Source organism: Streptomyces sp. NPDC020965 (assembly GCF_044333555.1).
Lineage (GTDB): Bacteria > Actinomycetota > Actinomycetes > Streptomycetales > Streptomycetaceae > Streptomyces.
In genome coordinates, this window is sequence record NZ_JBIRRE010000011.1 from 216,467 (window position 1) to 242,017 (window position 25,551).

General features: G+C 71.2%; 19 protein-coding genes. 8 read left to right on the plus strand and 11 right to left on the minus strand.

The window, feature by feature from the left end:
• Nucleotides 1–343: 343 nt before the first annotated feature.
• From ACH4S7_RS29860 to ACH4S7_RS29875, 4 genes are all read right to left on the minus strand, one after another.
• Nucleotides 344–1,888, minus strand: coding sequence for an LLM class flavin-dependent oxidoreductase (locus tag ACH4S7_RS29860; protein WP_398524449.1), 1,545 nt, complete (start codon nucleotides 1,886–1,888; stop codon nucleotides 344–346).
• Between the two features lie 84 nt (nucleotides 1,889–1,972).
• Entirely contained in the window at nucleotides 1,973–2,500 is a 528-nt protein-coding gene (locus ACH4S7_RS29865) for a MarR family winged helix-turn-helix transcriptional regulator (RefSeq protein ID WP_398524450.1), read from the minus strand.
• Nucleotides 2,501–2,612: 112 nt separating this feature from the next.
• Nucleotides 2,613–3,683 (minus strand): MBL fold metallo-hydrolase, encoded by a 1,071-nt coding sequence (locus ACH4S7_RS29870; protein WP_398524451.1) that lies wholly within the window; start codon nucleotides 3,681–3,683, stop codon nucleotides 2,613–2,615.
• Between the two features lie 84 nt (nucleotides 3,684–3,767).
• A complete protein-coding gene (locus ACH4S7_RS29875) occupies nucleotides 3,768–4,925 on the minus strand; it encodes an NAD(P)-dependent alcohol dehydrogenase (RefSeq protein ID WP_398524452.1) in 1,158 nt (385 codons plus the stop codon).
• A gap of 664 nt (nucleotides 4,926–5,589) precedes the next feature.
• On the opposite strand from ACH4S7_RS29875, the gene ACH4S7_RS29880 reads away from it, so the two are divergent.
• The 4 genes from ACH4S7_RS29880 to ACH4S7_RS29895 all read left to right on the plus strand — a co-directional run bounded on the left by ACH4S7_RS29880 (nucleotide 5,590) and on the right by ACH4S7_RS29895 (nucleotide 12,656).
• Entirely contained in the window at nucleotides 5,590–6,093 is a 504-nt protein-coding gene (locus ACH4S7_RS29880) for a MarR family winged helix-turn-helix transcriptional regulator (protein WP_398524453.1), read from the plus strand.
• Nucleotides 6,094–6,864: 771 nt separating this feature from the next.
• Complete coding sequence (locus ACH4S7_RS29885; protein ID WP_398524454.1) at nucleotides 6,865–10,104, plus strand: amidohydrolase family protein; 3,240 nt, start codon at nucleotides 6,865–6,867, stop codon at nucleotides 10,102–10,104.
• A 421-nt stretch (nucleotides 10,105–10,525) separates the two neighbouring features.
• Nucleotides 10,526–10,729, plus strand: a complete 204-nt coding sequence (locus tag ACH4S7_RS29890) for a cold-shock protein (RefSeq protein ID WP_018536328.1) — start codon at nucleotides 10,526–10,528, stop codon at nucleotides 10,727–10,729.
• Between the two features lie 370 nt (nucleotides 10,730–11,099).
• Nucleotides 11,100–12,656: a DEAD/DEAH box helicase gene (locus tag ACH4S7_RS29895; protein ID WP_398524455.1), complete on the plus strand. Its 1,557-nt coding sequence runs from the start codon at nucleotides 11,100–11,102 to the stop codon at nucleotides 12,654–12,656.
• Nucleotides 12,657–12,936: 280 nt separating this feature from the next.
• On the opposite strand, the gene ACH4S7_RS29900 is transcribed toward ACH4S7_RS29895, so the two are convergent.
• A complete protein-coding gene (locus ACH4S7_RS29900; RefSeq protein WP_398524456.1) occupies nucleotides 12,937–13,626 on the minus strand; it encodes an HAD family hydrolase in 690 nt (229 codons plus the stop codon).
• A gap of 670 nt (nucleotides 13,627–14,296) precedes the next feature.
• Nucleotides 14,297–14,506, minus strand: coding sequence for a DUF5988 family protein (locus tag ACH4S7_RS29905; RefSeq protein WP_398524457.1), 210 nt, complete (start codon nucleotides 14,504–14,506; stop codon nucleotides 14,297–14,299).
• Nucleotides 14,507–15,036: 530 nt separating this feature from the next.
• Between ACH4S7_RS29905 and ACH4S7_RS29910 the strand changes: the two genes are divergently transcribed.
• The 3 genes from ACH4S7_RS29910 (at nucleotide 15,037) to rfbB (ending at nucleotide 17,675) form a co-directional block, all read left to right on the plus strand.
• Complete coding sequence (locus tag ACH4S7_RS29910; protein ID WP_398524458.1) at nucleotides 15,037–15,867, plus strand: metallophosphoesterase family protein; 831 nt, start codon at nucleotides 15,037–15,039, stop codon at nucleotides 15,865–15,867.
• Between the two features lie 13 nt (nucleotides 15,868–15,880).
• On the plus strand, nucleotides 15,881–16,618 hold the full coding sequence (locus ACH4S7_RS29915; protein ID WP_398524459.1) for a 4'-phosphopantetheinyl transferase: 738 nt from the start codon (nucleotides 15,881–15,883) through the stop codon (nucleotides 16,616–16,618).
• Nucleotides 16,619–16,712: 94 nt separating this feature from the next.
• Nucleotides 16,713–17,675, plus strand: a complete 963-nt coding sequence (gene rfbB, locus ACH4S7_RS29920) for a dTDP-glucose 4,6-dehydratase (RefSeq protein WP_398524460.1) — start codon at nucleotides 16,713–16,715, stop codon at nucleotides 17,673–17,675.
• A gap of 24 nt (nucleotides 17,676–17,699) precedes the next feature.
• Here rfbB and ACH4S7_RS29925 read toward each other — a convergent pair whose 3' ends face one another.
• The 5 genes from ACH4S7_RS29925 to ACH4S7_RS29945 are packed head-to-tail and all read right to left on the minus strand — an operon-like array spanning nucleotide 17,700 to nucleotide 23,673.
• Entirely contained in the window at nucleotides 17,700–19,061 is a 1,362-nt protein-coding gene (locus ACH4S7_RS29925) for a cytochrome P450 (RefSeq protein ID WP_398524461.1), read from the minus strand.
• Nucleotides 19,058–20,278, minus strand: coding sequence for a macrolide family glycosyltransferase (locus ACH4S7_RS29930; RefSeq protein ID WP_398524462.1), 1,221 nt, complete (start codon nucleotides 20,276–20,278; stop codon nucleotides 19,058–19,060). Before ACH4S7_RS29930 ends, ACH4S7_RS29925 begins: the two co-directional genes overlap by 4 nt.
• Nucleotides 20,275–21,495: a macrolide family glycosyltransferase gene (locus ACH4S7_RS29935; RefSeq protein ID WP_398524463.1), complete on the minus strand. Its 1,221-nt coding sequence runs from the start codon at nucleotides 21,493–21,495 to the stop codon at nucleotides 20,275–20,277. Before ACH4S7_RS29935 ends, ACH4S7_RS29930 begins: the two co-directional genes overlap by 4 nt.
• Nucleotides 21,492–22,373: a glucose-1-phosphate thymidylyltransferase RfbA gene (rfbA, locus tag ACH4S7_RS29940; RefSeq protein ID WP_398524464.1), complete on the minus strand. Its 882-nt coding sequence runs from the start codon at nucleotides 22,371–22,373 to the stop codon at nucleotides 21,492–21,494. Before rfbA ends, ACH4S7_RS29935 begins: the two co-directional genes overlap by 4 nt.
• A gap of 7 nt (nucleotides 22,374–22,380) precedes the next feature.
• Nucleotides 22,381–23,673, minus strand: coding sequence for a macrolide family glycosyltransferase (locus ACH4S7_RS29945; protein WP_398524465.1), 1,293 nt, complete (start codon nucleotides 23,671–23,673; stop codon nucleotides 22,381–22,383).
• A 138-nt stretch (nucleotides 23,674–23,811) separates the two neighbouring features.
• Between ACH4S7_RS29945 and ACH4S7_RS29950 the strand changes: the two genes are divergently transcribed.
• Nucleotides 23,812–25,470, plus strand: coding sequence for a beta-N-acetylhexosaminidase (locus ACH4S7_RS29950; RefSeq protein WP_398524466.1), 1,659 nt, complete (start codon nucleotides 23,812–23,814; stop codon nucleotides 25,468–25,470).
• Nucleotides 25,471–25,551 lie beyond the last annotated feature (81 nt).

Genomic DNA, 25,551 nt, shown 5'->3' on the forward strand with positions numbered 1-25,551 from the left:
CAGCTCATTCCGTTCGGATGCCCCTTCCGGATGCGGTGCCGGGTGCGGTTCGCGGGGCCAGGTCCGTACCGGCCCCCGCCGCTCACTCCACCACAGGCACACCGTCACTCTCCGTCGCCACGATCGATGGAAACGGGTGTTCGCCCGGGAGGTGCGCACGGCTGTACGGCATCCGGGGGAGCCGCACCCGGGCGAGCTCCACGGGGAACCTCCACGGGGAACAGTGAGAACGGGGCGAGCGGGTGAGGCACCGAGGACGGCGAGAAGCGGCAGAGCCGGGGCCCGGGGCCCGGGGCCCACGGGCCGGTGGAACGCCCCCCCCGGCTGCCCTCCCGCCCGGGGGTCAGACGTTGATCCCGAGCCGGTCCAGCGGTTCCACCAGCTCCTCCTCCTCGTAGCCGAGGTGTGAGGTGAGGATCCGGTCCAGCACCCGGGTGAGGTCCTGCACCTCGCTCATTCGGCTGTCGTCCTGGACGAGGGTGACGAGGGCGGCGTCGAGCCGGGCCAGTGCCTCGGCGATGATCTCGTGCTCCTCCTCCAGCCGGGCCACGACGGGCGCCAGCGTCTGCTGCTTCTCGCGCAGTTCGGGGAACATGTACTGGTCCTCGATGGTGTGGTGCGTGGTGAGGGTGCGGCTGTAGGCGGTGCAGAAGGAACCGAGCGTCCAGTAGTTCTGCCGCAGGGTGAGGCTGTTGATCAGGGAGCGGGCCGCGGCGGCGTCCTGCCGGCCGGCCGCCACCTGCTCGACCGCGTCCCGGATCTGCCGCATCTCCTCGCGCAGATTGTCGTGGATCCGCACCAGGCGGTTGCCCGTGCTCCCCGGCCCGGCCACCGTCGGTCCGTGCTTGGGCGCCCGGGGCCGGGTCGCCTCGCCGAGCGGGTCGGCCGACCACAGATCGATCCGTTCCGACGGGAGCGGCCGACCTCCCACAACGCCATCTGTCTCGGTCCTGGCCTTCGCGTCGGCGACGACCGATGTCCCCGCGGCCGGTCCGCCCCGGGCCGCGGCCACGGCGTCCCGGACCAGCGGGGCCACTTCCTCGGCGAAGGTCCGCAATGCGTGTTCGGCGTCCGCGCCGGCCGGGGCCAGCACGAAACCGCTCATCCCGTGGGTGAGGGCCAGCTCGGTCAGTTGCTGCGCCCACTGCGCGGGCGGCCCGTTGAGGAAATCGTCCGACGCCAGGTGGGAGAAGCGTCCGGTGACGGTGTAGATCCGCCGTACCTCCCCCGGGTCACGCCCCGCCGCACGGGCCGCTTCGTCGATGGTCCGACTCATGCCCGCCAGCTCGCTCGGCGGCGCGTACATGGAGGAGGGCAGCCAGCCGTCGCCCGTACGGCCGGTCAGCTCCAGCATCCGCCGCTTGTACGAGCCGATCCAGACCCCGATGGGATGGGCGGGGAAGGGCCCGGGGCGGGCGCCGTCGAGGGAGTAGTGGTCGCCGTGGAATTCGGCGCCGGGTCCGGGGGTCCAGAGCGCGCGGATCACGTCGACCGCTTCCGCCAGCGCGGCGACGGCCTCGCCCGGGGTGCGGCGGGGACCGCCGAGGGAGACGATCGCGTCCCAGAACGCGCCCGCCCCGATGCCGAGTTCGGCCCGGCCGCCGCTGAGGATGTCCAGCGTGGCCGCCGAGCGGGCCAAGATGGCCGGAGGGCGCAGGGGCAGGTTGGCCACATGGGGGAAGAGCGTCGCGCGTTCGGTCAGGGCGGCCAGGTGCGACAGCAGGGTCCAGGTGTCGAGGAACGCCGGCTGGTAGGGGTGGTCCTGGACGCCGATGAGGTCCAGGCCCGCGCGGTCGGCCTGGGTCGCCAGGCGAACGACGCCCTGGTGGTCATCGGCCGTCGGCGTCAGGAACGCGCCGAACCGGAGCGGGTGTCCGTAGTCGGTCATGGGGATGGTCCTTCCGTACGAGACCTCCCGAGGGCCGCGCCGGGGCGGGGGCCCTCGGGAGGCCCTGCTCTCCCGTCGCGCCGGTCAGCAGGCGTTGGCCGGCTCGTCGAAGCCGACGGCGGTCCAGATCTCGCCGAGCGCCGACAACTGCTCGTCGCTCAGCTTGTCGAGGAACTCTCGCCGGAGGCCGGCGAGATGTACTTTGCGGGCGCGGCGGTACGCCTTCCGGCCCCCGTCCGTGAGGACGGCATCGAAGCCGCGGGCGTCGGTGGGGCACCGGTGGCGCTCGACGAGGCCCCGGCGTTCGAGGTCGTCCACGATGCGGGTGAGCCCGCTGCGGCTGATCAGCAGCGACGCGGCGATGTCCTTCATCCGAGCCCGCCCTCCGGGTGCCTCCGCGAGCGTCAGCAGCACCTCGAAGGTCGATGTCGGGATGCGCTCGGTGGCCGTCAGCTCCGCGTCGAGGGTGCGCAGCAGCCGCAGATGGGTGGCGAGGAACCCGAGCCATACCGCCCGTTCCGTGCGGTTCAGCGGGCGGGACGGCGAAGCCTCCCGGTCCGTGCCCCGGCGCGGGGCGGACTCCGGGGCGTCGGGTCCGTTCGTCGGGCTCATGGTTCCTCCGGAAGACTGCTGCACAACGCGTTGGTTCAGGGGTTCCCCACCGGGGCCGGGGCCCCCGGCAGACGCCCTCTGCCAGGGGCCCCGACCCGGGTGCTCGCCCGGCTCAGCCGCGGGGCTTGGGGAGGATGAGCTTCTCGAAGCCGGAGACCATGCCGTACTCCAGGCGCAGTGCCTCCAGGACCGAGTAGGCGTGGTACTTGGTCATGACATCCGCGCCGGCGAGCCGTTGGGCCCAGGTCTGGCCGTTGTCGGTGACCTTCTCCAGGGTCTTCTTGGTGACGTAGTTGGTCATCTCATTGAAGTAGTTCTCCCACAGCAGCCAGGCGTTGCTGAAGCCGATGCGCTCGATGTACTCGAACTCCTGGCCGTTTTCGAGGGCTTCCTTGGAGAACTCGACGATGTCGTTGGTGTAATCGCGGGACGCCTTGGCATCCTCGGGGGTGCCGTAGCGGTTGACGTGTCCGGAGACGACGCCCTTGAAGTCGTACTGGAGGATCCAGTCATGGGCCTCGGCCCAGCCGCGGATGTTCTCGGATGCGTCGCAGTGCTTGAAGGCGCTCCATCCGGGACTGATGATGTCGATCGCGGCGAGCGCCTTCTGCTGGGGCGCGTAGATGAAGATGTTGCCCGGGGTGTGGTTGACGCCGTGGTAATCGAGGTTGAACCGGACGCCGTTGACGTCGAGGGTGTCGCTCTCGGTGATCGTCTCGGTGGGTACGGGAAGGCCGCGCTCGCCGCCGAGGTCGGGCCAGCGTTCGATCATCTCGCGGGTGTAGTCATGGGCGATCACCTTCGGCTTGGCGTCGGCGAAGATGCCGGCGGCGCCGATGTGGTCGGAGTGCCAGTGGCTGTAGATGAGGTGGGTGACGGGCTCGTCGGTGACTTCGGCGATGGCGCGGTTGAGGTTCTCGCCCAGCAGCGGCGGAGCGTCCACCACGACGACACCGTTACCGGTGGAGACGAACATGGTGTCGTACGCGCCCGAGGTGACGTAGTAGGCGCCGTCGTTGATCTCCTCGACGTGGTAGCCCTTGGCGAGCCGCCCGGGCAGGAAGAGGGCTCCGTAGCTGTCGGCGGGTATCGGTCGGTAGTCGGCATGGGTGTTCAGCGGCATCCCGGCGGCGCCGAGCTGGTGCCGGTCGGTGGGGACGCCAGGCTTGCGGTGGTCGTTCATGGTGCGTATGTCCTCTGTGGGTGAAGAGGGAGTGCGGCGGTGGTGTCGCGCTCCTGGGGGAGGGGAGGCGCGGGTGGTGTGCCGCTACTCCCCGATGCGGAGTACGGGCTTGACGGCAGCCCCGGTCCGCGTGTCGTTGACGGCTTCGTTGATCTCGTCGAAGCCGTAGAAGGTGATCAGCCGGTCGAAGGGGAACCGCCCCGCCCGGTGGAGATCGATCAACTGGGGGACGAAGAGCTGGGGGATGGAGTCGCCCTGCGCGATGCCCCGGAGGGTCCGGCCGCCGAGCAGCGCGTTCATGTTCACCGGCGCGTGGGCGCCGGCCGGGGCGCCGCCGATCAGGGCCGCGGTGCCGAGCGGGGCGAGGGCGTCGACGGCGAGGGTGAGCATCTCGGGCCGCGCGGTGATCTCCAAGACGTAGTCCGCGCCGCCGCCGGTGATCTCAGCGATCCGCGCGCCCGTGTCCTCCTCCTTGGCGTTGACCGTATGGGTGGCGCCCAGCTCGCGGGCGAGGTCGAGCCGCTCCGGGACGATGTCGACCGCGATGATCGGACTCGCCCCGGCGACCACGGCCGCCATCACGGCGGCCAGGCCGACGGTTCCGGTGCCCATGATCACAAGGGACGCCCCGGCCGGGACCTTGAGCGAGTTGAGCACCGCGCCCGCGCCGGTCTGGATGCCGCAGCCCAGCGGGCCCAGCAGCTCCAGCGGCACATCGGTGCCGACCTTGACCACGTTGCGTTCGGTGGCGAGGGCGTGGGTGGCGAAGGACGACTGCCCGAAGAAGTGGCCGTGGATCTCCGCTCCGGCGACGCTGAGCGCATTGGTCCGGTCGAGCCGGGCGCCACCGAAGTTGCTGGGGAAGGAGTAGGCGCAGTAGGCCGGGCTTCCGCTCAGGCAGGGCTTGCAGTGGCCGCACGACTGATAGGACATGATCACTCGGTCGCCGGGAGCGACCGTGGTGACCGCGGGGCCGACCCGCTCGACGATCCCCGCGCCCTCATGGCCCAGGACCGCCGGCAGCGGCACCGGAAGCGCCTGGTCCCGTACGTGGATGTCGGTCTGGCAGACACCGGTCGCGACGACCCGGACGAGTACCTCGTCGGGACGGAGCCGGGTGTCGAGCTGGAGCTCCTCGAACACGAACGGCGCCCCCTTGTCTCTGACCACCGCGGCCGTGACCCGGAGGGCCGAGGTCTCGGGGTGGGCGGGTGGCGCGGGGGACACCTCTGCTGCCGCCATGATCAATTTCTCCCAACCGGATGCGCTCCCCCCGAGTGCTCCGGTGGGGGCGGTGATCCATCGGCCGCCGTGGCGGCGTGGCGCGGAAGGCGGACCGACCGGTGGCGACAGATGCGCTCAACGGGGTCGTCCGATCCACATTTAGTTCGTTGCGCAACCAAGAGTATGCACGCTTCTATGGCAGGGTCAAGCGATCCGTATCGGCAGCGGAATCAGGGGCTCCGGTCGGGGGAATGCCTGCTCACGCCCGAGCGCTGACCCTGTTATGGATGATTGCGGAACGAACTGCATTGCCGCTTCGCGCGCTGCTGGTGAGGAGCGATCCGGTCGGATCATTCGACCACCTCCCATCGACGCCGGGCGGCCCACGCCTCTCGGGCGCCGGCCGCTCGTCGTGACCACCGTCCCCCCGGCCGGCCGGGCGCGCATCCCGGGACGGCGGACCCACCCCCCACCCACGGCCGCGCGACCCCGCACCGCCCCTCTCCCCGCCCGCGCCCGGCCCCCCGCCGTGCCGTTTGACGGAACCCGTCAACCCTGTCGATCCCGCCGCCCCTGGTCAGCCGCCGTCGACCCGCGTCGACGCGGCACACCGACCGGCTCCCGGTGGCCCCGCGCCGGGCGGTCCGACCCCTGATCCACGGCATCCGCCCCGGGAGCACCCATGGCCCTCACACCCACCCACCCCGACCACGACGCGCAGCAGACCATGCGGGCCTTCCTGACCGCCGCGCGCCTGCTCTCCGAACAGCTGGGACAGGAACTGCGCCGCGAGAGCGACATGTCGCAGATCCACTACGAGCTGCTGGCCTGGCTCGCCGAGAGCCCCGGCCACCGGCTGGGGATGACCGAACTGGCCCGGCGCACCGGGGTGTCCACCAGTCGGCTCTCCCACCTGGCCGACCGACTCGAACAACGCGGCTGGATCCGGCGCCTCGCCGGCCCGACCGACCGCCGTGTCCACCTCGCCCAGCTCACCGACACCGGCCGGAACGCCCTGGCCGAAGCGGCCCCCTGGCACGCGGAGTGCGCGCACACCCGGCTGATGGACCACCTCACCCCCGACCAGCTCGACCAACTGCGAGACATCAGCGAACTGCTCCGACACCGCCTGACCGGACGGTCGCCGACCCCGACGGCCGGGGAGTCACGACCGACGGGACCCTGATTCGGCGCCGTCCGACCGGCCGTCCGACCGGCGCGTGCCGCCCAGCACCCCAGCACCCCAGCACCTCGGGGTCCGGGTGGCACCTGTCCGACGGGGTGACGGAACCTCCGTCGCCTCTCCCAACTCCGTTCAGGAATAGGGCGTGTTGCGAAAGTTCCGCCTGGCCCGCGACCTCCGGCACGCACTCCTCCTGCGCCCTGGGGGCGCGGGAGGTGCCCCCTCGCTGTGTTGTCGGAGTCGTCGGTCTCCTCGGGGTATGTCCAGTACGAGGACGATCTCGGCTTCGCCGGGGGCCTCCACCGCCTTGCGATGCGTCCCCTAAGGGGTGTTGCCGAACGGCCGGAATGATCACTCGGCACGCCATCGGTAAGATCGACTCGGGTGCACCGGGTGCACCAGAAGCGGGCAAAGTGTCCCCGCTGCGTTGCGAGATCATGGCGCGAATGAAGCGCCTCGTGGGTTCTGTAACACGCTTGAGGCCCGTGGGGCCTGGGGAGACCTCATGCCTCGGCCCCGTGGGGCCTGGAGAGGCCCCGCGGGGCCGGACGCCGCAGGCCCCGCCCCGCGGGCGGACGGCGCTACCTTCGCAACACGCCCTACAGGTGCGGACGGACGCGTCGTCCGCCGCGAGCGAGGCGCGCCACGCGCCGGCCCGATCACCCCCGCCGGCCCGGAGGGGAGCGCACGTCCGGGTACGGCCCCGCAGCCGTACCCGGACGTGTCGCATGGCGGTATTGCCCATCCGTCGCCGAGTGCGCCAGCGTCTTCCCCATGGACCGTGCCGGCTCGCCCCACTCCCACGAGAACGCTGCCCTGCCCCACTCCCACGAGAACGACGGCGCCCTCTCCCGCCGCGGACTGCTCGCCGTCGCGGGCGCGGCCGGGGCCGCCACCGCGCTCCGGCCCGGTGCGGCGGTCGCCCGGGCGCGTGCCGGGCTGTCGCTGACCTTCACGACCGTCACCAACGGCGCGGCGAGCCTCTCGCCCGACGGCGAGCGACTGGTCGCCGAGGTCCAGAGCGTCCTGTGGTCCGTGCCGCGCGCCGGCGGCCGGGCGGTGCCCCTCACCGCGGCCGGACTCGAACCGAGCCGGCCCACCCACTCGCCGGACGGCACGCTCATCGCGTTCTGCGCCTACCGGGGCGGCGGCCACCACCTCTGGACCGCCCGCCCCGACGGGTCGGAGCCGCGGCAGCGCACCGAAGGGCCCTGGGACGACCGGGGTCCCGCCTGGTCGCCCGACGGGACCCGGCTCGCCTTCGCCTCCGAGCGGGCGGGTGATCCGGTGGCCGGGGGTCCCTACCGCGTCCACGTACTGGAGCTGCGCACCGGCGAACTGACCCGCGTCACCGGGGTCGCCGGGCAGGACGGCCCCCTCCAGGACGGCGCCTGGGAGGACTTCGACCCCACCTGGTCGCCGGACGGCCGGCGCATCCTGTTCGTCCGCGCGAAGGCCGTCACCACGCCCACCGGGCCCGCACTGGAGGCCCGTACCGTCGCCGCCGTCCCGGCGAGTGGCACCGGACCGGTCACCGTCGTCCACACCGAGACGGCGGCCGGTACCCAGATCATGACCCCGGCCCTCGCGCCGGACGGCCGGCGCCTGGCCCATCTGCGGACCACGGCGGCGCCCAACGGCTCCTGCGCGCTCGTCGTCGACGGCGCCGCCGTCCCCGTCGCCGGGGACATCGCCGCCGTGCCCCCGCGCTGGACCGCCGCCGGCGAGCTGCTGCTGACCGTGGACGGCCGCTTCACCCTCGTACGGGCCGACCGGCCGGAGGAGCCGGAGACGATCCCCTTCACCGGGACGCTCCCGGTGGACCGGCCGCGCTACCAGGTCAAGGAGTACGACCTCGGCGACGGACGGGTGCGCCCGGTGCGCGGTGTCCATCTGCCCGCGCTCTCGCCCGACGGGCGGCGGATCGCCTTCGCCGCCCTCAACACCCTGTGGCTGGCGGACACCGCGGGCCACCGACCGCCGGAGCCGCTGCGCCGATCGTCCCCCACCCGCTATCTCCTCGGTCCCGTCTGGGCGCGGGACGGCCGCTCACTGCTGTACGCCGACGACCGGGACGGGCTGCTCGGGGTGTACCGGCGCTCGCTCGCCACCGGTGCGGAGACCGCCGTCGCCACCGGCGGCCGGGTCTTCCCGGCGCTGTCGCCCGACGGGACCCGGCTCGCCTGTCTCGATCTGGCCGGCCGGCTGCTCGTCCGCGATCTGGCGACCGGTGCCGAACGGGTACTGGTCGAGCCGCTGGGCGGGGGCGGACTGCCCGGCCGGCCGAGCTGGTCCCCCGACGGGCGCCGGCTCGCCCTCTGCGACCGCAACCGCCTCAATCTGCGCTTCCGCGAGGGGTACAACCTCATCCGCGTCGTCGACGCCACGACCGGCGCCGACCGGCTCCACCCCGTGGCGCCCCATGCCTCCCTCTCCGACCGCTACGACTCGGGACCCGTCTGGTCGCCCGACGGCCGCCTATTGGCGGTGATCGTGGAATCCGCCCTCGGTGTGCTCCCCGTCGACCCCGACGGCACCCCGACCGGCCCGCTCCGCACCCTGACCACCGAAGCCGCCGACCACCCCTCCTGGTCGGGTGACTCCACCACGCTGCTCTATCTGTCCGGCTCCCGGCTGCGGCTCATCGGGGTCGACGGCGGCCCCGCCCGGACCGTCCCCGTACTGCTCGACCGACGCCGGCCCGCACCTGCCGACACCGTCATCCATGCGGGACGGCTGTGGGACGGCACCGGGGACACCGTGCGGGACGACGTCGACATCGTCGTACGGGACGGGCGGATCGCCGCCGTGGAACCCCACCGCGGGGGGCGTCGGGCCGCGCTCCGGAAGGTCGACGCCTCGCGGCAGACCGTCGTCCCCGGACTGTGGGACACCCACACCCACCCGTGGCAGACCACCTACGGCGCCCGCCAGGGCGTCGGACAGTTGACCTACGGCATCACCACCGCCGTCTCCCTCGGCGGCTTCGCCCATGAGCAGGCGCGGATCCGTGAGGCGGTCGCGGCCGGGCAACTGGCCGGGCCCCGCCTGCTGACCACCGGAGAGCTGCTCGACGGGGCCCGGGTCGCCTACAGCATGGGCCGCGCCCACCGCACCCGGGAAGGACTGCGCCGGTCCCTGGAGCGGGGCGCCGCGCTCGACTGGGACCTGGTCAAGACCTATGTACGGGCCCCGGGCTGGGTGATGGCGGAGGCCGCACGTTTCGCGCGGGAGCGCCTCGGGGTGCGCACCGGCAGTCACCTCTTGTCACCGGGCGTCCAACTGGGGCACGATCTGACCACCCACCTCCAGGCCACCCAGCGGGCCGAGACCGGGCGCGCGGTGACCGCGTCGGGGCGTGCCTACGACGACGTGGTGGAGATCTACAGCGGGCGGGGCATCGGTTTCGGGCTGATCGCCACCCCCTTCACCGCGCTGTCGCTGTTGGGCGCCGATCCGGGGCTCGCCGACGATCCCCGGGTCACCGCCGTGATGCCCCCCTGGGACGTCGCGCTGGTGCGCAGGACGGCCGAGCGGCCACCGACCCCGGCGCAGCTCGCGACGCTGAGCGTGGAGACCGGCGTCTACCGGCGGGTCATGGCGGCCGGCGGGCTGGTCGCGCTGGGTTCGGACGCGCCGCTCACGCCGGTCGGCCTCGCACTCCATCTGGGCCTGCGGGCGCTGCACCGGGAAGGGCTGTCCCCGGTGGCGGCGCTGCGCACGGCGACGGTGCTCCCGGCCCGCCTCCTGGGCGTCGATCGGGACCTCGGCACGGTGGAGCCGGGCAAACTCGCCGATCTGACCGTGGTGGACGGCGATCCCTTCACGGATTTCGACACCCTGGTGCGGACGGTGTCGGTGTTCCGGGGTGGAGTGTCATACGTCACATCGGACCTGGTGGCAGCCTTCCGGCGGGAGTCGGTGCCCGGGGCGCGAGCGGCCGGGGTCGGGGTCGACTGGCTGGCGGCCGGGCGGCTGATGCGGCGGGACGGCTGCTGCGACCCGGGCGTCTGAGCCGGGCCGGTCGGTCGGGGGCCGGTCGAGCCGCCGTGGTGCGGTGCGCGGGTGCGGATGGCGGGACAATCGTTGTGCCATATGGGCCGTGACGCTGTTCCGTCGTCGGAACGGCCCCGGATTCAAGGTCCCGGAAAACACCCGGGACGGTGGTTTCCCCCGTGCGGGGCCCGGGGAAGGGGCTTCGTTCAATAGCGCTGGCGGAGAGATCGGCGACGGCGCCACTCGATGTCTTCCGAGTAGTCGTGCTACTGTTGGTCTCAGTTGCAGTTGTGGTTCCCATGCGCTTCAAGTGCTTCAACGGCAGAATGTCGTTGGGCGCTTTTTGTTTTCGGTGCTTTTTTCCGGACGGGGCAATCATCGCGGCGACACGGAGGTCGCGCAGTGCGGCCCCCGGATATTGCCCCGAAGGAGATTTAAAATGGCTACTGGCACCGTGAAGTGGTTCAACGCGGAAAAGGGCTTCGGCTTCATCGAGCAGGAGGGTGGCGGCCCGGACGTCTTCGCCCACTACTCGAACATCGCCACCCAGGGCTTCCGTGAGCTTCAGGAAGGCCAGAAGGTGAACTTCGACGTCACGCAGGGCCAGAAGGGCCCGCAGGCCGAGAACATCGTTCCCGCCTGACGCTGAAGCGCCCGACGTAGCTGGGGCCGCACCTCAAGGTGCGGCCCCAGCTCGTTGGTGTCTGTGGGGCGATCCGCCCCACAGGGCCTGTGACGTCCGCATGACATCGGGCCACGCGCGGCTGCCCGCCGCGCGGCGGACGGACCTGTCCAGGGCTCGCGGCCGGAGATCCGTCCGCCCGCGCCCCGTGACGCCGGCCACAGTCACCGCCTACCGGTGAATTCCCTGGTGCTACGACACCCGGAAAGCTTTTTACTGTGGTGACACCCGTCGGTGTCACAAGTATTTACTCGGCTCGTTCTTGCAATTCGTTCGGCTCAGTTCTGCCGAGGATTCCTCGATACGTGCCCTATCGAGGAAAGGTTCTCTTTTGAACCGCTCAGCTCGCACGAACACGAACAGTCGCTTCTCCAACCCCCGTCAGGGTGGCTCCGCGGCCGCCGCTGCCGGGCGCGGTGGCCGGTCCCGTCCGAAGGGTCAGGGCCGCGGTGGAAACCGCTCGGCCGGATCCGGTCGGCGTCCCGCGCCGCAGGGCGAGTTCGCGCTGCCGAACACCATCACCCCGGCCCTCCCGGCGGCCGAGACCTTCGCCGAGATGGACATGCCGGCGCCCCTGCTGAAGACGCTCACCAGCCTTGAGGTGACCGAGCCCTTCCCGATCCAGGCGGCCACGCTGCCGAACTCCCTCGCGGGCCGGGACGTCCTGGGCCGCGGTCGCACCGGCTCCGGCAAGACGCTCGCCTTCGGTCTGGCCATGCTGGCCCGTACCGCCGGACAGCGCGCTGAGCCCCGCCAGCCGCTGGCGCTGGTGCTCGTCCCCACCCGTGAGCTGGCCCAGCAGGTCACCGACGCGCTCACCCCGTACGCCAGGTCGCTCCAGCTCCGGATGGCCACCGTCGTCGGCGGTATGTCGATCGGTCGGCAGGCCAGCGCGCTGCGTGGCGGTGCCGAGGTCGTCGTCGCGACGCCGGGCCGGCTCAAGGACCTCATCGAGCGCAAGGACTGCCGTCTGGACCGGGTGAGCATCACCGTCCTGGACGAGGCCGACCAGATGGCCGACATGGGCTTCATGCCCCAGGTCACCGCGCTGCTCGACCAGGTGCGCCCCGACGGTCAGCGGATGCTGTTCTCGGCCACCCTGGACCGCAACGTCGATCTGCTGGTCCGCCGCTACCTGCACGACCCGGTGGTCCACTCCGTCGACCCCTCGGGCGGTGCCGTCACCACGATGGAGCACCACCTGCTGCACGTCCAGGGCGCCGACAAGTACGCCACGACCACCGAGATCGCGGCCCGTGACGGTCGCGTGATCATGTTCCTGGACACCAAGCACGCGGTCGACAAGCTGACCAAGCACCTGCTGAACAGCGGTGTACGGGCGGCTCCGCTGCACGGTGGCAAGTCGCAGCCGCAGCGCACCCGCACCCTGGCCCAGTTCAAGACGGGTCATGTCACGGTGCTGGTGGCCACCAACGTCGCGGCGCGCGGTATCCACGTCGACGACCTCGACCTGGTGGTCAACGTCGACCCGCCCACCGACTACAAGGACTACCTGCACCGTGGCGGGCGCACCGCCCGCGCGGGGGAGTCCGGCAGTGTCGTCACCCTGGTCCTGCCCGACCAGCGTCGTGAGATGGACCGGCTCATGATGGACGCGGGCATCACGCCCCAGTCCACCCGGGTCCGCTCCGGCGAGGCCGAGCTGAGCCGTATCACCGGCGCGCAGGCTCCGTCCGGCGTTCCGGTCGTCGTCAATGTGCCGGTCGTGGAGGCTGCCAAGCCGAAGCGCGGCGGTGGCGGCGGCGCGCCGTTCCGTGGCCGTGGCACCGCCCGGGGCCGCTCCGGTGGCGGCGAGTCCCGCCGTACGACCGAGTCCCGGCAGACCGCCGAGGCGCGCAAGGCCGCCCGGGTCCGCCGCGCGGGCTGATCCTCCAGCGCCCGGACAGGGCCTGGTCGCGGACCTTTCGGTCCGCCCGTCCGACACCGTGAGCCGGGGCCGTGTGCCCCGGCTCACCGGCGTGTTCCTCCCGTGCGGACGGGCCGGTACATGGCTCAGGCGCGGTATCCCCGGCCGGTCGGTGCGGGCACGGAGTGCCGGCACCGGGCATGGAGGCCGCGCCTGGCTCATCGGCTAAATCGATCACTCACACCCCTTCGCGTCGATGACGGACTCCCGGTGCGGGGGATATCCCCCCAGCCGGCGGGGTTCAGCGTGCGACGACGCCGGACAGGGCCCGGCTCTCCACCCAGACCAGCAGGGCCCGGTCCTCCAGCGAGCGCACCCAGTGGTCCGCCATGGCGAAGCTCTCCCGGTCCGGCCGGAGCCCGACGCCGAGTACGCGGAGTCCGGCGCGGACGGCGGAGCGGATGCCGCAGAGGGAGTCCTCCACGGCGAGGCAGTCCGCCGGTTCCGCTCCGCACGCCGCCGCGGCTCTGAGATACACATCGGGGTGTGGTTTGGGCCTCACATGCTCCTCGGGGACCACGACATGGCCGAAGTGCCGCAGCAGGCCGGCGGTGTCCAGGCCCTCCTCGACGACATCCCGTGGGCAGTTGCTCGCGATCGCCAGCGGAGCGAACTCGGCCGCGCGGGCCACGAGTTCATGCGCACCCGGGGTGGTGACCGGGTTCTCGGCCACCAGCGCGCGGAAGCCGCGCAGCAGTCTCTCGGTCATCTCGTCCGCGAGATCCGGACGGCCCGCGGTTGCCGCCATGAGTTGGCCGCATTCCGTGTAGTGAACTCCCTTCGACAGTTCGGCGAACTCTTCCGTGGGGACCACTCCGAATTCACGGAGTACGAGATCCCGGGCACCCACCCAATGCCGTTCGCTGTCCATCAGAGTGCCGTCGCAGTCGAAGACGATCGCCGCCGGTGTCCATGGGAAGATTTCTGACATGCCTGTGCCCTTCGTTTGGTGATGAGGCGCGACCGACCCGCGGATTCCGCACGGGCTGTGTGAGTGCGCTGCGGGCACGGCGAGAAGACTCGTGCGCGCAGAGAGGTATCCATGTGTGGCAATGCGGCGGGCCGACCATTTGCCAGGGTCGACCGCGTGTTGGTGCATTGCACGACACAACCGGGTCGGACGGGGATAGCGAGACCAACGCTAATTTTGGTCAGGGATGGCAGTCAATGAATCCGGATTAAGCGATACGAGATGCATGGATTATGCGTATGCTTATACGTTCGCGAATTCTGGTTCCCCGGTTGAGAATTCGGCACGTTTTCCCGAGTGGCATACCGGAATCCCGGCGCGCAACACCCTTGGGGCGGCGGTCACTTCGGTCCGGGCGGCGCCGTTCCCGGGTCGGCTCCGGAGGCGTGCTCCCGCGCGGTGTCATTGCACACGGTGGCGGGGAACGCGTGTACGGGCGCGGCTCATGGCGCGTCCTTCGTACAGGCGTTCAGCGGCGTTCAGCAGCGTTCAGCGGCGTTCAGGGGTGATCGGGGGTGGGGGTGTCGGGGCGGTCAGGTCCGGAGCGCGAGCCCCCGGCCGGGGAGGTCCGCTGACCCCACCCGGCCGGGGGACACCGCGCCCGCGCCGCACAAGGGGGCGGTCGGCCTGGTCACTCGGCGACGTAGGTGCACTGCGTCCAGACGAAGACGCGGAACTCCCGACCGTCCTCGACCCGCACCTCCGTCGTGGGTTCGAAGTGGTCGTAGCGGTGGCCCCGGAACACCTTCACCTTCTCGTCCGTGTTGGCCACGTACCGCACGCGTTGACTGTCGAGTTCCGAGGGCCCGCCGACGAGCAGGACGTTGGGAGGGTTCGTCACGACTCTCTGCCTCTCTTCGCAGGGATGAATCTCTGTGCGGGGTCGATGTCCGCGCGGGATCGATATCCCACCGGGAGGGCCGGCCGCCCGGCCGGGAACCGTGCCCCCGGCCGGTCCGGACGCGCGGCTCCGCGCGACGGTCCGCGCCGGTGCGATCCGGCTGCCGGCCGGTCACCGCGCCGCCCGTGCGCGGTTCGTGTGCCTCCAACCCGAAACCCGTCGCGCCCCGCGGCGCGATGTACCCGATCCCGGTCCGTCGCCGTGGCGAGGGGAAATCCGTATCCCATGCGTCGGTCCGCCCGTCGATCCCGTACGTCAGTGGCTATTACGCCGGTTTCACGGCCGATCCGCTTGTGTTCCCGCCGATTCCACTGATGTCATGCGACAAGTGTGTGTGCTGGGTCTCACCCAGCTTTGCAGCAGCCGTCAGGACTGGTGAGAGTGCTAGACCTGCCTGTCGGCGCCGACAGCGGCGCCGCGGCGCCCGGTCGGGTACTCGTTCACACAGCCTCCGTCGAACAGGCAGGACCATGCTGGGAGAACTGTTGGCCATCAGCGATCTCCATGTTGCTTACCAGGAGAATCGCAACATCGTGGCGAATATGCGCCCCGATTCCGCGGACGACTGGCTCATCGTCGCCGGTGATGTCGGAGAAATGACCGACGACATCACCTGGGCGCTGCGGACTCTCAGCCGCGCCTACGCGAAAGTCATCTGGGCGCCGGGAAATCACGAACTCTGGACACCGCGCGAGGATTCGGTACGGCTCCGCGGTGTGGAGCGCTACCGGCATCTGGTGGAGATCTGCCGGAGCCTGGGCGTGGTCACCCCCGAGGACCCCTGGCCGGTCTGGGAGGGCCCCGGGGGGCCGGTCACCGTCGCCCCGCTCTTCCTGCTCTACGACTACACCTTCCGCACCGATCCCGGCCTCACCCGCGAGCAGGCGCTCGCCGCCGCCCATGAGCAGGGCGTGGTCTGCACGGACGAGTTCCTGCTGCACCCCGATCCGTACCCCACCCGGGACGCCTGGTGCCGGGCCCGGCTCAAGGAGACCGAGGCGCGGCTGACCGAACTCGACCCGGACGTACCCGTCGTCCTGGTCAACCACTATCCGCTGGTCCGTGAGCCCACCCGCATCTTGCGTTATCCCGAATTCGCCCTCTGGTGCGGCACCGAACAGACCGCCGACTGGCATACCCGCTTCAATGTCGCGGCCGTGGTCTACGGACATCTGCACATTCCCCGGACGACCTGGCACGACGGAGTCCGTTTCGAGGAGGTGTCGGTCGGATATCCGCGCGAGTGGAGCCGGCCGGGACACCCCGCGACGCTCCGGCCCCGCCGTATCCTTCCCCAGTAGCGAAAGGCATACCGTGCTGCGTCGCATTCTGCCGCCCGGGGTGGTCGTCCATGAGATGTTCGACGATCCGGACGGAATCGAACTCCACCCCGGGGAAGCGGAATTGATCGCCCATGCCGTCGATGCGCGGCGGCGTGAATTCACCACCGTACGACACTGCGCACGGGCGGCGCTCCGGGAACTGGGACAGCCCCCGATCCCCGTCCTGCCCGACGCTCACGGGGCGCCCCGCTGGCCCGCGTCCGTCGTCGGCAGCCTCACCCACTGCGCGGGCTACCGCGCCGCCGCGCTCGCACGGGCCGGTGACATCCTCATGATCGGCATCGATGCCGAGCCCCATGGACCGTTGCCCGCGGGTGTCGCCGACTCCATCGCCCTGCCGGGGGAGCTGGCCCGGCTCGCCGCCGCCCGCCGTGCCCGCCCCGGACTCCACACGGACCGACTGCTGTTCAGCGCCAAGGAGGCCGTCTACAAGTCCTGGTACACCTACGGCGGCCAGCGGCTGGAGTTCGAGGACGCCGACATCACCTTCGCGTACGAGGACGGCGCGGCCGGTCGCGCCATCGGCACCTTCACCGCCCGGCTCCGCGCCCCGCGCCCCGTACGCCCGGACCGTACGCCCTACGACACCCTGCGGGGCCGCTGGCTGATCCAGGACGGGCTGCTCGTCACCGCCATCGCCGTGGTGCCCCCCGCCGGCGGGCGGCACTCCGGTCCTGTAGGGATCCCCTTAGGGGGGTCTCGCCCATGATGGAGCCGCGCGCCCGCCCGCGGTGTCGCTCTCGCCGGGCCGGACGACCGCAGGAACAGCCCATCCGACCACTCGTCGAGAAGAGGCAGACATCGTGAAGGTATGTGTCACAGGTGGCGCGGGGTTCATCGGCTCGCACTATGTGCGCGCCATGCTGGCCGGCGAGTACGCGGGGTACGAGGACGCCGAGGTCACCGTGTTCGACCTGCTCACCTATGCGGGCAACACCGGCAATCTGCCGATCGGCCATGAACGGCTCACCTTCGTCCAGGGCGACATCCGCGACGCGGACGCCCTCGCCGCCGTCCTGCCCGGCCACGACGCGGTGGTGCACTTCGCCGCCGAGTCCCACGTGGACCGGTCCCTGGTCGGCGCGGCGCCGTTCATGTCCAGCAACGTCCTCGGCACCCAACAGCTCCTCGACAGCGCCGTCGCCGCCGATGTGGCGACCGTGCTCCATGTCTCCACCGACGAGGTGTACGGGTCGATCGAGTCCGGTTCCTGGGACGAGAACGAGCCCCTGCTCCCCAACTCGCCCTACTCGGCCTCCAAGGCGGGCAGCGACCTGGTCGCCCGCGCCGCCTGGCGCACCCACGGACTGGACGTGCGGATCACCCGCTGCTCCAACAACTACGGCCCGTACCAGAACATCGAGAAGCTCATCCCGCTCTTCATCACCAACCTGCTGCGCGGCAGGCCCGTACCGCTCTACGGCGACGGCCGGAACGTACGGGAGTGGCTGCACGTCGCCGACCACTGCGCGGCGCTCCAGCTCGTCCTCACTCGGGGCAGGGCCGGGGAGATCTACAACATCGGCAGCGGCGTCGAGGTGACCAACGCCCAGATCACCCACCGGCTCATCGAACTCTGCGGCGCCGACACCTCGCTCATCCAGCGGGTCGCCGACCGCAAGGGCCACGACCTCAGGTACGCGCTGGACATCAGCAAGATCACCAAACTCGGGTTCACGCCGTCGGTCGAGTTCACCGACGGACTGCGGTCCACGGTCGACTGGTACCGGGACAACCCGTCCTGGTGGTCGCCGGCGACTGACTGATCGGCCGGCGACCACCGGGGGATCTCACCCGGGGGCGCCGTCCCAGGTCACCAGCAGCTCGTGCACGCCGTAGTGCAGCATGTCGCCGCGGAGCGGGACATCCCGCACCGGCGTGGCGAGCCGCAGGGACGGGAACCGCTCGAAGAGCGCCGGATAGGCGATCCGCAGCACGCTCCGGGCGAGGTGCTGCCCGATGCACTGGTGCTCGCCGTGGCCGAACGCCACATGCCCCTGCGTGACGGCGGTGATGTCCAGTCGGTCGGGCGACGCGAAGTGCTCCGGATCCCGATTGGCGGCGGGCAGCGCCACCACGACGGTGTCACCCGCCTTGATCCGGGTCCCGTTCAGCTCGACGTCCTCCAGCGCCGCCCGACTCGCCCCGAAGTGCGAGATCGTCAGATAACGCAGCAGCTCCTCCACCGCGTTGTCCACCAGATCGGGGCGCGCCCGCAGCGCGGCGAGCTGCTCCGGATGGGTCAGCAGCGCGAACGTCCCGAGCGCCAGCATGTTCATCGTGGTGTCGAACCCGCCGCCGAGCAGCGCCCAGGCGATGTTCACCAGTTCCTCGTCGGTGACCTTGTCGCCCCGGGCGAGATCGCTCAGCAGATCGTCACCGGGATCGGCGCGCTTGGCCTCGACCAGCTCCTGGAGCCGGCCGCCGATGACGGTGCACGCGGTGATCAGCTCCTCCAGCGTGTACGACATCCGCGAGAGCAGCCCCAGGTGTTCGTTCAACGGCTCCTGATCGGACTCCGGCACCCCGAGCATCGCGCACATCACCCGTACCGGCACCGGCTCGGCGAACGCCCGTACCAGATCCACCGGCCCCCCGGCGTCCGCCATCCCCTCCAGGCACTCCCCGGTGATCCGGGTGATCATCGGAGTCAGTTCGGCGATCCCCCGCATGGTGAACCGGCGGGTGATCAACCGTCGGTAGCGGGAGTGGTCCGGCTGGTCCATCTTGATGAAGGCGCCCGGAGCCGCGGGTGGCGGCGTGTACTCGGTCAGCGGGAACGGCGGCGGTAGCGGCAGCCCGATCAGCTCGTTGCGATGGCTGAAACGCCGGTCGCTGAGGACCGCCCGCGCCTCCGCGAGCCGGCTGACGAGCCAGCCCGCGCCGTCCCCGGGGCCCACCGTCAGCTCCAGCGGCGCCACCGGGCAGCCGGCCCGCAGCGCCGTGTACTCCGGGGGCGGGTCGAAGGGAGAGGTACGGTCGCGGGGGAGCGGGATCGCCCCGGCTCGCATCGGACAGCCCGCCCCGGCACGGTCGGCGGACACCCCGGGCGCCACCCGATCGGTGTCGGGACCGGTGCCGGGACCGATGTCGGGGGCTGTGTCAGGGGTGGACGTCTCCGCGGCCTCCCGGTCGACGGGAACCGGATTCATGACGCCTCCCCGGACAGGGCTCGCAGCCGCTCCTCGATCACCTCGGCCGCGCGGCTCGCGCCACCGGCCGCCCGGACGTCGTCGCGCATCCGCCCGACCCGCTCCCGCATACCCGTGTCACCGGCGACCCGGGTGACCGCGGCCCGCAGCGCCTCCGGCGACGCCTCCTCGCGCTGGACCACCCCGGCGAGCCCCAGCTCGGCCAGCCGCTCCGCGTTGACGTGCTGTTCCGGATGGTGCGGCACGACCACCAGCGGCACCCCGGCGCGCAGGCCCGCCATGATCCCGCCCATCCCCGACTGGCAGAGGAACACCGACGCGTGTTCGAGCACCGCGCCCAGCGGGACCCAGCGGTGCGCCTCCACATTCGGCGGCAGCGGGCCCAGCTCCTCGACGGCGACCCGGTTCCCCAGTGCCAGCACCGTGTGCCAGGGCAGATCGGCGAACGCCCGTACGCACTGCCGGAAGAAGTCCGGCCTGTTGTTGACCGTGGTGCCCAGCGACACCAGCAGCACCGGTGCGCCGTTCGCGGGCGGCTGCCACGGGGTCTCCGCGCTCCCGTCGACGGTCGGACCGACGAAGGCGTGCCGCCCGTCGAAGGTCTCGCCCGCGATCTGGAACCGGCGCGGCAGGAAGGCGACCGTGAACTCCTGGTGGCCGTGGAAGAGTTCGGACTGCTGCTCCGCGCGGAGACCGCTGCCGGTGATGGCCTCGGTCAGCCGGGTCGCGAAGGAGGCGAGCGCCGGATGCGCCGGATCCACCCGACCGCTGAACTTCTGGGTCCGGTCCGGGAGCGAGAAGTGCTCGTTGGAGACGAACGTCGGCGACAGTTGGATGCTCGGTCGCCGCCAGCGCGCCGCCAACAGCCGGCCGGAGAGCCACAGCGTGGTGTCGTACACCACCGCGTCGGGGGCCCCGCCGGCGAAGGCCGACTCGATCGACGGCAGCAGGGCCGTGTTGGCGTCCAGCAGCCGCAGCGCGGACTGGGCGGCCTCGTCGGCGTCCACGACGTCGGGCGGCGGCGCTGAGGAGAGATGGGCACCGTAACGGCGCGGCAGCGCGCCCGTCGCGCGGACCCGGGGTTCGAACTCCTCCGTCGTGTAACAGGTCACCCGGTGGCCGCGGGCGACGAGTTCGGCGACCACCGGCAGGGTCGGCACCATATGTCCGTACGCCGGGTAGGGCAGGAACATCAGGTGCCGTGGCGTGCCGGTCATGAGGCCGCCAGCCGGGCTTCGATGGCGTCGGCGGCGAGCACCGGGCCCCGGCGGCCCGCGACGCTCGCGGCCAGGTCCTTCACCCGCTGCTGGGTGCGGCTGTCGACGGAGAGGCCGAGGACCGCGGAGCGCAGCCGCTCCGCGGTCAGCTCGCCCGGTGCGATCGACCGGCCGAGCCCCAGCTCCGCCACCCGCTCGGCCACCAACTCCTGTTCACCGGTGCGCGGCACCACGACCGGTGGCACGCCGTGGTAGAGCGACTCCATGGTGCTGCCCATCCCCGCGTGCGACACGAACGCCGAGGCGTGTTCGAGCACCGAGAGCTGCGGAACCCACGCATGGGCCTCGACGTTCGCCGGCAGCGGGCCGAGGTCGTCCGTGGTGACCAGGCCGCCGAGCGACATCACCACATGCCACGGCAGCTCTGCGAGGGCGCCGAGCGCGTCCCGGTAGAACCCCGCCTGGTTCTCGTACCCGAAGCTGCCCAGCGCCACCAGCACCACCGGGCGGCCGTCGGCGGGCCGCTGCCAACTCCCCTGGTGCGCCCGGTCGCCGACGCACGGTCCGACGAAGACGTGCCGCTGGTCGAAGGTCTCGATGCCCGGCTGGAACTCCGGCGGTACGAAGACGACCGTCAGCTCCTCGGCGGCGCCGGCGAACTCGTCGTTGGAGATCCCGTCGAGGCCGTGCGCGTCCAGTGTTCCGCGCAGCTTCTCCTGGTATTGCGCGAGCGCCGGATGATCGGGGTCCGGCGGGGTGACGGTGCCCGCGAGTTTCGCGTACGGGGAGAAGGTGTCGCTGGCGACGAAGGTGGTCGCCGTGAGCACGGACGGCAGCTCCCACACGCGTGACAGCAGCCGGCCGGCCGCGTACCCGAACGCGTCGTAGACCATCAGGTCGGGCCGGTCGTGCTCCAGCCGGCGACGGACCTCGGGGAGTGGTTCGAACGCCTCCGAGAGGTGCGCGATGCCCGCCTCGGCCAGATGGTCACCGGTGATCTTCGCCGGGATGGCCACGGTGTTCCAGGACTTCGGTACGAGGGAGTCGTAGCCGATCACCTCGGCGCCGGTGGCGGCCACCACGTCGGCGAAGTGCGAGGCGACCACATAGGTGACCCGGTGGCCGCGGGCGACGAGTTCGGCGACCACCGGCAGGGTCGGGTTCACATGGCCGTGGGCCGGATAGTTGAAGAAGGCGATATGGCTGCCGCTGGTCATCGGCGCTCCCGTTCCTTGTCCGCGATGGCCATCACGTACTGCCCGTAGCCGGTCTTGGGCAGCGCCTCCCCGCGCCGGTGGCACGCGTCGGCGTCGATGAAGCCCTGCCGGAGGGCGATCTCCTCGATGCAGGCGATCCGTACGCCCTGGCGCCGCTCCAGGACCTGGACGTACTGTCCGGCGTCGAGCAGCGAGTCATGGGTTCCGGTGTCCAGCCAGGCGAAGCCCTGACCGAGGTCGACCACCCGCGCCCGGCCGGCCCGTTGGTACGGGCGGATCACGTCGGTGATCTCCAGTTCGCCACGGGCCGACGGCACCAGGTTCTTGGCGATGTCCACGGCCTTGTTGTCGAAGAGGTACAGCCCGGTGATGGCCCGATTGGTCCGTGGCTCGGCCGGTTTCTCCTCTATGGCGATCAGCCGGCCCTCGTCGTCCACCTCTCCGACGCCATAGCGCTCCGGGTCGGAGACGTGGTACCCGAAGAGGACGCAGCCGTCGAGGTCGCGGCGGCTCTCCCGGAGGTAGTCGGCCATCCCGGGCCCGTAGAAGATGTTGTCGCCGAGGATCAGCGCGATGGAGTCGTCGCCGATGTGTTCGGCGCCGATGATGAACGCCTCCGGCAGTCCCTTGGGCTCCGGCTGTACGGCGTAGCTGAGCCGCAGTCCGAGATCGGAGCCGTCCCCGAGCAGGCGCTGGAACAGCGGCTGGTCCTCGGCGGTCGAGATGATCAGGATGTCCCGGATGTCCGCGAGCATGAGGACGGAGAGCGGGTAGTAGATCATCGGCTTGTCGTAGACGGGCAGAAGCTGTTTGGAGACCGCGAGCGTCACGGGATGCAGGCGCGTTCCGGCGCCTCCGGCGAGGATGATGCCCTTCATGCGTGTGTCACTTCCGTAGGTCGCGGGTGGTGGGTGGGTGAGTGGCCGGGCCGGTGCGCAGCAGCGACTCCACGACGTCCGCGCCGCGCGCGGCCCCACCGGCCTCGTGCACATGGCGGCGCATGGTCGCCACCGCCGCGTGGATGCGAGGACTGGTGGAGACCTCGTGCACCGCCGTCCGCAGCGCGGTCGGGGTGATCGCCTCCCGGTGCAGGACGCGCCCGAGGTCCAGTTCCGTGGCCCGCGCGGCGATAACCCGCTGTTCGATGTGGTACGGCACCAGCACCATCGGGACCCCGAAGGCGAGGGCCTCCATGACGCTCCCCATCCCGGAGTGGGTGACGAACGCCGCGGCGTGCCGCAGCACTTCTGGGTGGCGCAGCCACTGATGGGCCTCGACATTGGGCGGCAGCGGCCCCAACTCCTCCGGCCGCACCCGGTGGCTGAGGGTCGTCACCACATGCCAGGGGGAGTCGGCGAGCGCCGCCACGCAGGAGCGCAGGAACGCGCCCTGGTCCGGGGTGTACGAGCTGCCGAGCGACAGCAGCAGCACCGGACGGCCGCTGGCCGGCGGGCTCCACCCGGTGCCCGGCGCCGGTTCCGCGACCGCCTCCGGGCAGGGCCCGATGAAGGCGAACCGGTCGTCGAACGTCTCCGGCGCGATCTGGAACTCCTTCGGCAGGAACACGATGTTGTCGCCGTGTTCCGCGCCAAAGCCGTCGATCGACACGTCCGTCAGACCGCATTCGGCGAGCAGCCGGTCGCGGCTGGCCACGAACCGGGTGATCGCCGGATGCGCCGCGTCGATCGTCTCCTCGCCGGGCGGTGGTTCCGGCGCCTCCCGGGCCTGGCGCTCGGTCATCGAGAACTTCGGGCTGGAGGCGATGGTGCAGCACATCTGCACCACGGGTATGTCCCAGGAGCGGGCCAGCAGGCGGGCGCTCTCGGACGCCGCCAGATCGTGGGCCAGCACATCGGGCCGGTCATCGGCGAACGCCGCCACGGCGGCCCGCAGGGGGGCGTGTCCCTCCTCGAAGAAGTGCAGCATCCCCTCCAGTGCGGACCCGGTGGGTCCCGCGGCCCAGGGGAAGGTGGACTCGTACACCACAGGGTCCGCGCCGACGGCCCGGACCATGTCGGCGAAGCGCTCCGCGACGCAGCAGGTCACCCGGTGCCCGCGCCGGACCAGTTCGGCCAGCGTCGGCAGCGCGGGCGCGATGTGCGCGTACGCGGGGAAGGTGAATACGCCGACATGTCCGCGCCGGTGCGGCGCTCGGTTCTGTCCCGATCGTCCGTTCACGGCGTGAGTATGTACATGCGGGGCTGACCCCATCGGCCCCCGGCGGCCAAGACTAGGTCTCTCGCTAGATCGCAACAGCGAAGCTGATCGTGCACGGAGTCACTTCCCAGCCACCTTCGCGAAGGAGAAGCGGTCCGGATGAATCAGAGAGTGAAACCGCCGGGGGGCCGCCTCGGCCGACGGCTCAAGATGACCGGCGTGGCGACCCTCCTCGCCGTCACGGGAACGCTGTCCACGGCGGTGGCGTCGGACAGCGCGTCGGTGGCGTCCCTGGCGTCGGCGGGCGCTCCGCCGCTGACCCAGGTGGTCCCGGCGCCGGTGAGCGTGCGGCCCAGCCCCGGCGTCGTCTTCAACCTCACCGCGCGCGACGCGATCCACGCGACGGCGGGGTCGGCCGATGCGAGGGCCGCGGCCGACTTCCTCGCCGGGGTGCTGCGGAAGCCGACCGGCTACGCCCTGCCGGTGAAGGGCCTCGAACCCGCCGCGCAACCACGCGGTGTGGTCCTGGAGCTGGGCGGTGCCAATGCGGTGACCCACCCCGAGGGGTATCAGCTCGACATCACCCAGCGGTCCGTGACCATCCGGGCGGACCGGCGGGCGGGCCTCTTCCACGGCATCGGCACCCTGCGCCAGCTCCTGCCGGTGAAGCTGGACAGCCGGACGGAAGCGCGCGGCCCCTGGCCGGTGCGGGGCGGCCAGATCCTCGACCAGCCGCGGTACGCCTACCGGGGCGCGATGCTCGATGTGGCGCGGACCTTCCTGCCCGACACGGCGGTGAAGCGGTACATCGACACCCTCGCCCGGTACAAGATCAACTACTTCCATCTGCACCTCACCGACGACCAGGGCTGGCGCGTCGAGATCAAGTCCCGCCCCGAGCTGACCAGGATCGGCGGCAGCAGCGGTCTCGCCGGTGTGACGAAGGGTTTCTACACGCAGGCCCAGTACAAGGCCATCGTCCAGTACGCCTGGGCGCGCGGGATCACCGTGATCCCGGAGATCGAGGGGCCGGACCACCAGCACGCCGCCCTCGCCTCGTACCCGGAACTGAACTGCGACGGCAAGGCGCCCCCGGTCTACACCGGCTTCATCAAGAGCCCCGACGGACGCCTCTGTGTGGAGAAGCCGGTCACCTACACCTTCATGGACCAGGTGATCGGTGAGATCGCGGCGATGACGCCCGGCCCGTACATCCACATCGGCGGTGACGAGACGCAGGGCCGGACACCGGAGCAGATCGCCGCGTACTACGCCAAGGTCGCGCCGATCGTCCAGAAGTACGGCAAGAAGGTGTTCGGCTGGCAGGAGTCCATGCCCGCGCTGAAGCCGGCCGACACGCTGACCGAGTTCTGGGTCGTCGGGGTCAACAACGAGGAGGTCGTCTCGGCGGCGAAGGCCGGCGCGAAGGTCGTCATGGCACCGGCGACCAACGCCTACCTCGATATGAAGTACACGCCCGAGAAGCCCGACTACCCGACCGGCAACACCTGGGCCGGCACCACCACGCTCAGGGACTCCTACGAGTGGCAGCCGGACCGGGTGCTCAAGGGGCTGCCCGCGTCCGCCATCGCCGGGGTGGAGGCGCCGCTCTTCACGGACACGGTCTTCGGGTACGACACGGTCGAGAACCTCGCGTTCCCCCGCCTCCTCGCCATCGCGGACATCGGCTGGGCACCGGCCGCCCACCACAGTTGGAACGCGTTCAAGAAGCGGGTCGCGGCGCAGGGGCCGCGGCTGCGGCAGGCGCAGGTGATCTACTACCAGGCGCCGGAGGTCTCCTGGCCCTTCGGAAGCTGACGGGCTGACGGGCTGACGAGACGAGAAGGCGGCACCACCGCGATGTGCGGTGGTGCCGCCTTCCGTCGTTCCCGTGCCCCT